At 67.0% G+C, this 7,951-nt stretch carries 6 protein-coding genes and 1 pseudogene; 4 read left to right on the forward strand and 3 right to left on the reverse strand.

Features of this window, described 5'->3' with window-relative positions; translation table 11 throughout:
* The 3 genes from NI18_RS25090 to NI18_RS25730 all read left to right on the forward strand — a co-directional run.
* The coding region (locus NI18_RS25090) for a PDZ domain-containing protein (protein WP_037530556.1) at positions 1-767 on the forward strand (767 nt) is incomplete at its 5' end.
* Positions 767-2,083 (forward strand): hypothetical protein, encoded by a 1,317-nt coding sequence (locus NI18_RS13700; RefSeq protein WP_198527017.1) that lies wholly within the window; start codon positions 767-769, stop codon positions 2,081-2,083. The genes NI18_RS25090 and NI18_RS13700, both read left to right, overlap by 1 nt.
* Positions 1,969-2,292 carry a hypothetical protein gene (locus NI18_RS25730; RefSeq protein ID WP_198527018.1) on the forward strand — a complete coding sequence of 108 codons (324 nt, stop codon included), beginning with the start codon at positions 1,969-1,971 and terminating at the stop codon, positions 2,290-2,292. Before NI18_RS13700 ends, NI18_RS25730 begins: the two co-directional genes overlap by 115 nt.
* Here the strand turns inward: NI18_RS25730 and NI18_RS13705 are convergent.
* Both NI18_RS13705 and NI18_RS13710 read right to left on the reverse strand, forming a co-directional pair.
* A pseudogene (locus NI18_RS13705) lies at positions 2,244-3,826 on the reverse strand (amidase). The gene NI18_RS25730 and the pseudogene NI18_RS13705 overlap by 49 nt on opposite strands.
* 63 nt (positions 3,827-3,889) lie before the next feature.
* Positions 3,890-4,717, reverse strand: a complete 828-nt coding sequence (locus NI18_RS13710) for a ferredoxin--NADP reductase (RefSeq protein ID WP_037530558.1) — start codon at positions 4,715-4,717, stop codon at positions 3,890-3,892.
* 306 nt (positions 4,718-5,023) lie between these two features.
* Between NI18_RS13710 and uvrB the strand changes: the two genes are divergently transcribed.
* Entirely contained in the window at positions 5,024-7,222 is a 2,199-nt protein-coding gene (gene uvrB, locus NI18_RS13715; protein WP_031395810.1) for an excinuclease ABC subunit UvrB, read from the forward strand.
* A 171-nt stretch (positions 7,223-7,393) separates the two neighbouring features.
* On the opposite strand, the gene NI18_RS13720 is transcribed toward uvrB, so the two are convergent.
* Positions 7,394-7,771, reverse strand: coding sequence for a PRC-barrel domain-containing protein (locus NI18_RS13720; RefSeq protein ID WP_031395809.1), 378 nt, complete (start codon positions 7,769-7,771; stop codon positions 7,394-7,396).
* Positions 7,772-7,951 lie beyond the last annotated feature (180 nt).

Genomic DNA, 7,951 nt, shown 5'->3' on the forward strand with positions numbered 1-7,951 from the left:
TCGGGCGCGACCTGCTCGCCGCGCACGCGCTCGACATCGATTATGCCGCGCGCCGCTTCCGGCTGATCCCGACCGGGCGGCTGCCCTTTGCGGGCGAGACCGCGCCGCTGACGATCTCGTCCGATCGACGCGTCTATGAAAGCGCGATCCGGATCGGCACGCACGCGCTGGCGCCGATCGTCGTCGATACCGGCGACGGATCGGCGATCACCGTGACCGCGGCGGGCTGGCGCCGTGCCGCGCCGCCGGGGCTGCCGACCACCACCGCGATCGCCTATGGGCTCGGCGGCTCGGTCATTAGCGGCCTCGCGATCGCCCCCGAGATCCGCGTCGGCACGCTCGTCGCGCGCGACACCGAGGTGCGGATCGAACCCGAGGCGGGCTTTTCGCAGTCGATCGGCGCCGCCGGGCGGCTCGGCTCGGGGTTTCTCCAGCATTATCGCGTGCTGCTCGACCCGAGCGCAGCGCGGATGGTCCTGCACCGCGGTGACGTCGCCGATCCCCGCCCGATCCGGTCGACCAGCGGCCTGCTGATGGGGGTCGAAAGCAACCGGCTGAAGGTTCTGCACGTGATGCGCGGCGGCCCGGCCGAGGCGAGCGGGTGGCAGGTGGGCGACCTGATCTGTTCGATCGACGGCCAGCCCATCCCCCGCGACTATTCAACCAGCCCGCTGGCGGACTGGACCATCCGCCCGCCCGGCAGCGTCGTCCGACTCGGGCTGTGCGACGGGACGACGCGCGCGCTGACGCTCAGGAATTTTTACTGATGACATCGGCCATGACCGCACCGTCCGGATCCCGCTGGCCCCCCGCGCTGATCCTGCTGCTGATCGCGCTGGCGATCCGCGCCTGGGATTTCGGCAATCCGGTGATTGCCGTCGACGAGCAATATTACCTGCTGGTCGGCGACCGGATGCTGCACGGCGCGATCCCCTTTGTCGACATCTGGGATCGCAAGCCGATCGGGCTGTTCCTGCTGTTCGCGGCGATCCGCCTGCTCCCCGGCGACGGGATCCTCGCCTATCAGCTCGTCGCGACCGGCTGCGCCTGGCTGACTGCGGTCCTCGTTCATCACGGCGCGATGCGGATCGGCGCGACGCGGCGTGGTGCGCTGGCGGCGGGAGCGACCTATCTGGCCGGGCTGTCGCTGCTCAGCGGCGGCGGCGGGCAGGCGCCGGTCTTCTACAATCTGCCGATCGCCATCGCCGCGCTGCTGACCTTCCGCCTGCCCGCACTCGCAGCGGCGAACGACCGCCGCGCGATCGTGCGTGGCGGCGCGCTGGCCTGCCTGCTCGCAGGGATCGCTATCCAGATGAAATACACGCCCGCCTTCGAGGGCGCGTTCTTCGGGCTGGCGCATCTCTGGTTCCACCGCCGCACCGGCGCGCCGGTCTCAGCGACGCTGGGCGCGGCGCTGCTTTGGATCGCCGTCGGGCTCGCGCCGTCGCTCGCCGCGCTCGGCTGGTACACCGCGCACGACCTGTTCGCGACCTTCTGGTTCGCCAACGTCACCTCGATCTTCCTGCGCCCCGGCTATCCGCTCGAGCAGGTGGTGATGCGGCTGCTCGGCATCCTCGTCCAGCTGCTCCCGCTGATCGCCGCCGCCGCGATCACCTGGCATCGCCGCGCGCATCTCGGGATCGACCGTGCGGTCGCGCGGCTCGCCTTTGGCTGGCTGATCGCGGCGTCGCTCGGCTTCCTCGCGATCGGCACCTTCTTCGATCATTACGGCCTGCCGCTGGTCGCCCCGCTGGCGATCGCCGCCGCGCCCGCGCTGTCACGCCATGCCAAGCTGCTCGCCATCGCGCTGATCGTCCCCTTCACGATCCTCGCGGTCGAACGCATCGTCCGCCGCGACGCGCCCCCGGCGCCTATGCGCTGGCCCGCATCGTCCGCGCGAACAGTGGCGACGAATGCCCCTATGTGTTCCGCGGCGACACCGTCACCTATCTGCTCGCGCGGACCTGCGTGCCGACGCCCTACGCCTTTCCCAACCTGCTCAGCCTGTCGACCGAACAGGGTGCGACCGGGATCGACGAGGCGGCCGAGGTCCGCCGCATCCTCGCCAACCGTCCGCCGGTGATCGTCACCTCGACGCGCCGCCTGTCGATCTGGAACGTCGGCAGCCTGCGCGCACTGAAGGCGACGCTCGCGAGCGACTATCGCCTCGTCTTCACCACGCGCAGGTTGAAGGATCGCAGCGCCGTCTATCTGCGCAACGACCGCATGTTCATCGCCCCCGGTCAGCGGGCTCCGTCGAGCCCCGTGCCCACCGCCGCCGACGGCAGGTAACGCGGCGCGGTCCGCGCCTTGGCCCGCTGTTCATAGGCATAGCCTGCGTTCAGCACCGTGCCGTCGCCGTAGCGCGTCGCGACGAACGACAGCCCGACCGGCAGTCCGCGGACCAGCCCCATCGGCACGGTCAGGTTCGGATAGCCGGCGACCGCGGGCAGTTCGCTCGCGCTCGGCCCGCCATATTGGTCGCCATACACCGGCTCGCTGAGCCAGGCGGGACCATAGGTCGGCTCGACCAGCACCGTCGCCCGCGCGGTCTTCAGCATCGCGTCGACCCCCTCCGTGCCCGCCAGCCGCAGTGATTTCGCGCGTGCTGCCTTGTAGGCCGGGTCGTCGAGCCCCTTGGTCTTGGCCGCCGCCTCGAACGTCTCCTGCGCGAAGAACGGCATCTCCGCTGCTGCATTGGCGCGGTTGAACGCGATCACCTGGTCGAGCGTCCGGGTCCGCACCGCTGCGGGGGTGGTCGCCAGATAGGTGTCGAGATCCGCCTTCAGCTCGGTCTGGAGTACCAGCAGCTCCGCCTCGCCGATCCCGTCGAGCTTGGGCTGCTTGACCTCGACGAGCACCGCGCCCGCCGCCTTGAGCACGCCCAGCGCGACCTCGTAGCGCGCCGCGACGTCCGCGGTCATCTCGGGCCGGACGACCCCGATCCGCAACCCCGAGAGTGCGCTGGTCGACAGGGCGGCGGCATAGTCGCGCTTGTACGCGCCTGCCCCCGCGGTCGCGGCATCCGCCGGATCCGCTGCGATCATCGCCGAGAACATCGTCGCCACGTCGCGCACGCTGCGCGCCATCGGCCCGGGCGTGTCCTGGCTATGGCTGATCGGCACGACATGCGTGCGACTGACCAGCCCGATCGTTGGCTTCAGCCCGACCAGCCCGTTGATCGATGACGGGCACACGACCGAGCCATCGGTTTCGGTGCCGATCGCGGCCGCAGCAAAGCTCGCCGCGATCGCCGCGCCCGACCCGCTCGACGATCCGCATGCGGTCCGATCGAGCGCATAGGGATTGCGGACCAGCCCGCCGACCGCACTCCACCCGCTCATCGACCGGGTCGAGCGGATGTTCGCCCATTCGCTGAGGTTGGTCTTGCCGAGGATCACCGCCCCCGCCGCGCGCAGCTGCGCGACCACCGGCGCGTCGCGGCGCGTCATATTGTCCTTGAGCGCCAGGCTGCCCGCGGTGGTCGGCATCGCGTCGGCGGTCTCGACATTGTCCTTGATCAGCACCGGCACGCCGTGCAGCGGTCCGCGCACCCGCCCTGCCCGACGCTCCGCGTCGAGCGCCTTGGCCTGGGCCAGCGCGTCGGGATTGAGCGCGATCACGCTGCGCAGCGTCGGCCCCTTGCGGTCCATCGCCGCGATCCGCGCGAGATACGCCCGGACCAGATCGACACTGCTTGCCATCCCCGCCGTCATGCTCGCCTGAAGCTGATCGATCGAGCGTTCCTCGACCGCGACGGTCTTTGCCACCGCCGCATTGGCATGGCGGCGGTGGCAAGCAGGATCCCCGTGATAATCTGGCGCATTTTCAGTCCCCCTTTGGCCTGGACGCTATCGGGGATCGGACGGCGCGCCAAGCGCCTGGCGGGTCAGCCGACGAAGGCACGCTCGATCACGAACGTACCGGGCTTGGAATTCGCGCCCTCTTCAAAGCCCTGCGCCTCGAGCATCACCGCGAACTCCTTGATCATCTCGGTCGATCCGCACAGCATCGCGCGGTCGGTCTCGGGGTTCAGCTTCTGGTCGCCGCGCACCGGATGGCCGAACAGCGACGCGTCCTCGATCAGCGCACCGATCCGCCGCGTGGTGCGGAACGGCTCGCGCGTGACGGTCGGGATGTAGTGGAACTGCGTGGCCGCCTCCTCGGCGATCAGCGGATCCTCGGCGAGCAAGGCGACCATCTCGTCGTGATAGGCAAGGTCGCTGACGCGGCGCACGCTGTGCACGACGATGACCTGCTCATACGCCGAATAGACATCGGGATCGCGCATCAGGCTGAGGAAGGGGGCAAGGCCGGTGCCGGTCGAGAACATGAACAGCCGCTTGCCCGGGAGCAGCGCGTCGAGCACCAAAGTGCCGGTCGGCTTCTTGCCCAGATACACCTCGTCACCCGGCTGGATCAGCTGGAGCTTCGACGTCAGCGGACCGTCCTCGACCTTGATCGACAGGAATTCGAGCTCTTCCGAATAATGCGGGCTCGCGATCGAATAGGCGCGCATGATCGGCTTGCCGCCCTCCTGCGGAAGGCCGATCATCACGAATTCGCCCGAGCGGAAGCGGAAGGTCGACGGGCGCTCGATCGCGAAACTGAACAGATGCTCGTTCCAGTGGCGCACCCACAGAACCTTGGCGTTGAGGAACGCGGGGGTCTCCGGGATGAGCACGGGCGCGCGGGTTTCGAGGGTTTCGGCGGTCATGCGTCTATTCCTTGGCCGCGCGGAGTCGCGCCGGCGGGTCGATGGCTTGCGAAACGGTCGCATTATGGATGCGCGTGCGGTGGGTCAACATTAGCAAAGCTTGGGGCCGCACAATGCTCGCCGCATTAGAACGTCCGTCATTCCCGCGCAGGCGGGAATCCATACTGACAACGCTCTCCCTTAAAATGCTGACGGCCTAGGCTATAGATCCCCGCCTGCGCGGGGATGGCGGGTGGTTTGCGGATTGACGAATGCCGCCAATGGCGGCGTTGTCGTCGTGCCACCTGTTCCCCATATTCCCCCTCGATGGCCATCCAGATCCGCACCAGCCTCGCCGAACCCGAAACCGGCGACACCTTCGTCCCGCACCGCCCGACCGCGCGCCCTGCAAAGGTCGAGGGCGGCAAGCGGTTCAAGCTCGTCAGCGACTATGCGCCTGCGGGCGACCAGCCGACCGCGATCGCCGAACTCGTCTCGGCGATCGGCGAGGGCGAGAAGGATCAGGTGCTGCTCGGCGTCACCGGTTCGGGCAAGACCTTCACGATGGCGAGCGTGATCGAACGCGTGCAGCGGCCTGCGCTGATCCTCGCGCCGAACAAGATCCTCGCGGCGCAGCTCTACGGCGAGATGAAGTCGTTCTTCCCTGACAACGCCGTCGAATATTTCGTCAGCTATTACGATTATTACCAACCCGAGGCGTATGTCGCGCGGTCGGACACGTATATCGAGAAAGAATCCTCGACCAACGAGTCGATCGACCGGATGCGGCATTCGGCGACTCGCGCGCTGCTCGAACGCGACGATGTGATCATCGTCGCGTCGGTCTCGTGCCTGTACGGCATCGGCTCGGTCGAGACCTATTCGGCGATGATCTTCGACTTGAAAAAGGGCACGACGGTCGACCAGCGCGAGATCGTGCGCAAGCTCGTCGCGCTCCAGTACAAGCGCAACGACGCGGCGTTCCAGCGCGGCAATTTCCGCGTGAAGGGCGACACGCTCGAGATCTTCCCGTCGCATTACGAGGACAGCGCGTGGCGCATCTCGTTCTTCGGCGACGATATCGAGGAGATCACCGAGTTTGACCCGCTGACCGGCAAGAAGGTCGCGTCGCTCAACTCGGTGCGCGTCTATGCCAACTCGCATTACGTGACGCCCGGCCCGACGCTGAAACAGGCGGGCGAGGCGATCAAGCACGAGCTTGCCGAGCGGTTGAAGGAACTGGTGCTCGAGGGCAAGTTGCTCGAGGCGCAGCGGCTCGAGCAGCGCACGAACTTCGATCTCGAGATGATCGCGGCGACCGGCAGCTGCGCGGGGATCGAGAATTACTCACGCTTCCTCACCGGCCGGATGCCGGGCGAGCCGCCGCCCACCTTGTTCGAATATCTGCCCGACAATGCGCTGCTGTTCGTCGATGAGAGCCATGTCACGATCGGCCAGATCAACGGCATGTCGCGCGGCGATCACCGTCGCAAGCTGACACTTGCCGAATATGGCTTCCGCCTTCCCTCGGCAATCGACAACCGGCCGCTCAGGTTCAACGAATGGGACGCGATGCGCCCGCCAACGACCTATGTCTCGGCGACTCCCGGCAGCTGGGAGATGGAGCAGACCGGCGGCGTGTTCGCCGAACAGGTCATCCGCCCGACCGGGCTGATCGATCCGCCCGTCGAGATCAAGCCGGTCGAGGAGCAGGTGCAGGACCTGATCGTCGAGGTCGGCAAGACGACGGCTTTAGGGTACCGCACGCTCGTGACCACGCTGACGAAGCGGATGGCGGAAGATCTGACCGAATATATGCACGAGGCGGGGATCAAGGTCCGCTACATGCACAGCGACGTCGAGACGCTGGAGCGTATCGAGCTGATCCGCGACTTGCGGCTCGGCGTGTACGACGTGCTGATCGGCATCAACCTGTTGCGCGAGGGGTTGGACATTCCCGAATGCGGGCTGGTTGCGATCCTCGATGCGGACAAGGAGGGCTTTTTGCGCTCGGAGACCTCGCTGATCCAGACGATCGGTCGTGCGGCGCGCAACGTCGACGGCCGCGTGATCCTGTACGCCGACCGCGTCACGGGCTCTATGGAGCGCGCGATGAATGAGACCGCGCGCCGTCGCGAGAAGCAGGTCGCGTACAACACCGAACACGGCATCACGCCGACGACGATCCGCCGCAACATCGGCGACATCATCGCGCATGTCGCCAGCCAGGATCAGGTCACCGTCCCCATCGACGAGGACCGCCCGCACATGGTCGGGCATAACCTGCGTGCGTATATCGAGGATCTGGAAAAGCAGATGCGCAAAGCCGCGTCGGATCTGGAGTTTGAGACCGCCGGGCGGCTGCGAGACGAGATCCGGCAGCTGGAAAACGAGGAACTCGGCCTGCCGGTGGATCAGCAGAAGGCGCCGGTCATGGGCCGCTCGAACGAGGGCAAGCCAGGCACCCGAAAAACGCGCTACGGGAAGAGCCAGAAGATGCGGATGGGTGGCTCGCGGTCTCGCTAAGGTCGCGCCTTGCTGCCGTTTTAAACGCCGGTTAAGGCTGGTAACCCTGGATCCTGACTTTCGTCAGGATGACGAGGAAGGGGTGGACAGCGCAAAGCTTAAATCCATTCCGTCATCCTGACGAAAGTCAGGATCCAGAGCCGCAAAAACCGCCCCTTCCCCGCGCTCGCGTCAGCCGACGACGAGATCCTCGCTGCTCGACCCATAATAGCTCGCCACCCGGTCGGCATAGGCCTGGTCGAAGACCGGCGCGTTGTTCGACCAGCTCGGGCCTCCCTCGAGCACGCGCTTGTCGATCGTCACCACATACAGGTCACGCACCGCGTCGAACTGGAGCAGCGCGAACGGCAGCGGGTAAAAGCTCTTGCCCATGCCCAGGAACCCGCCGAGGCTCAGCACGGCATGCGTCGCGCGCCCGGTACCCTTGTGCACCATGAAGGCATAAACCGTCCCGACCGCGTCGCCATCGCGGCTCTCGACCTTCATCGTCCCCGAAATATTGGCCTGAACGAGCAGCTGGGTGGGGGTCTGGGCAACGGTATCGGACATGGATCGTCTCCTGATTTACAGTGTTCCGTCGCTGAACCGGTAGCAGCGTGCGCCGGTTCCCACGCGATCGCCGTCCTCGCGCCTTGAGCGGCCGCCGGGCGTGCCGCATAGCGGGTCATGCGCGCCCACACCCCTATCGCCGCTGGCTGGCCCATCGCCGCCGGCCTCGCCACGCTGACG

It is taken from the genome of Sphingomonas sp. Ant20, from assembly GCF_000783375.1.
Taxonomy (GTDB): Bacteria; Pseudomonadota; Alphaproteobacteria; order Sphingomonadales; family Sphingomonadaceae; genus Sphingomonas; species Sphingomonas aerolata.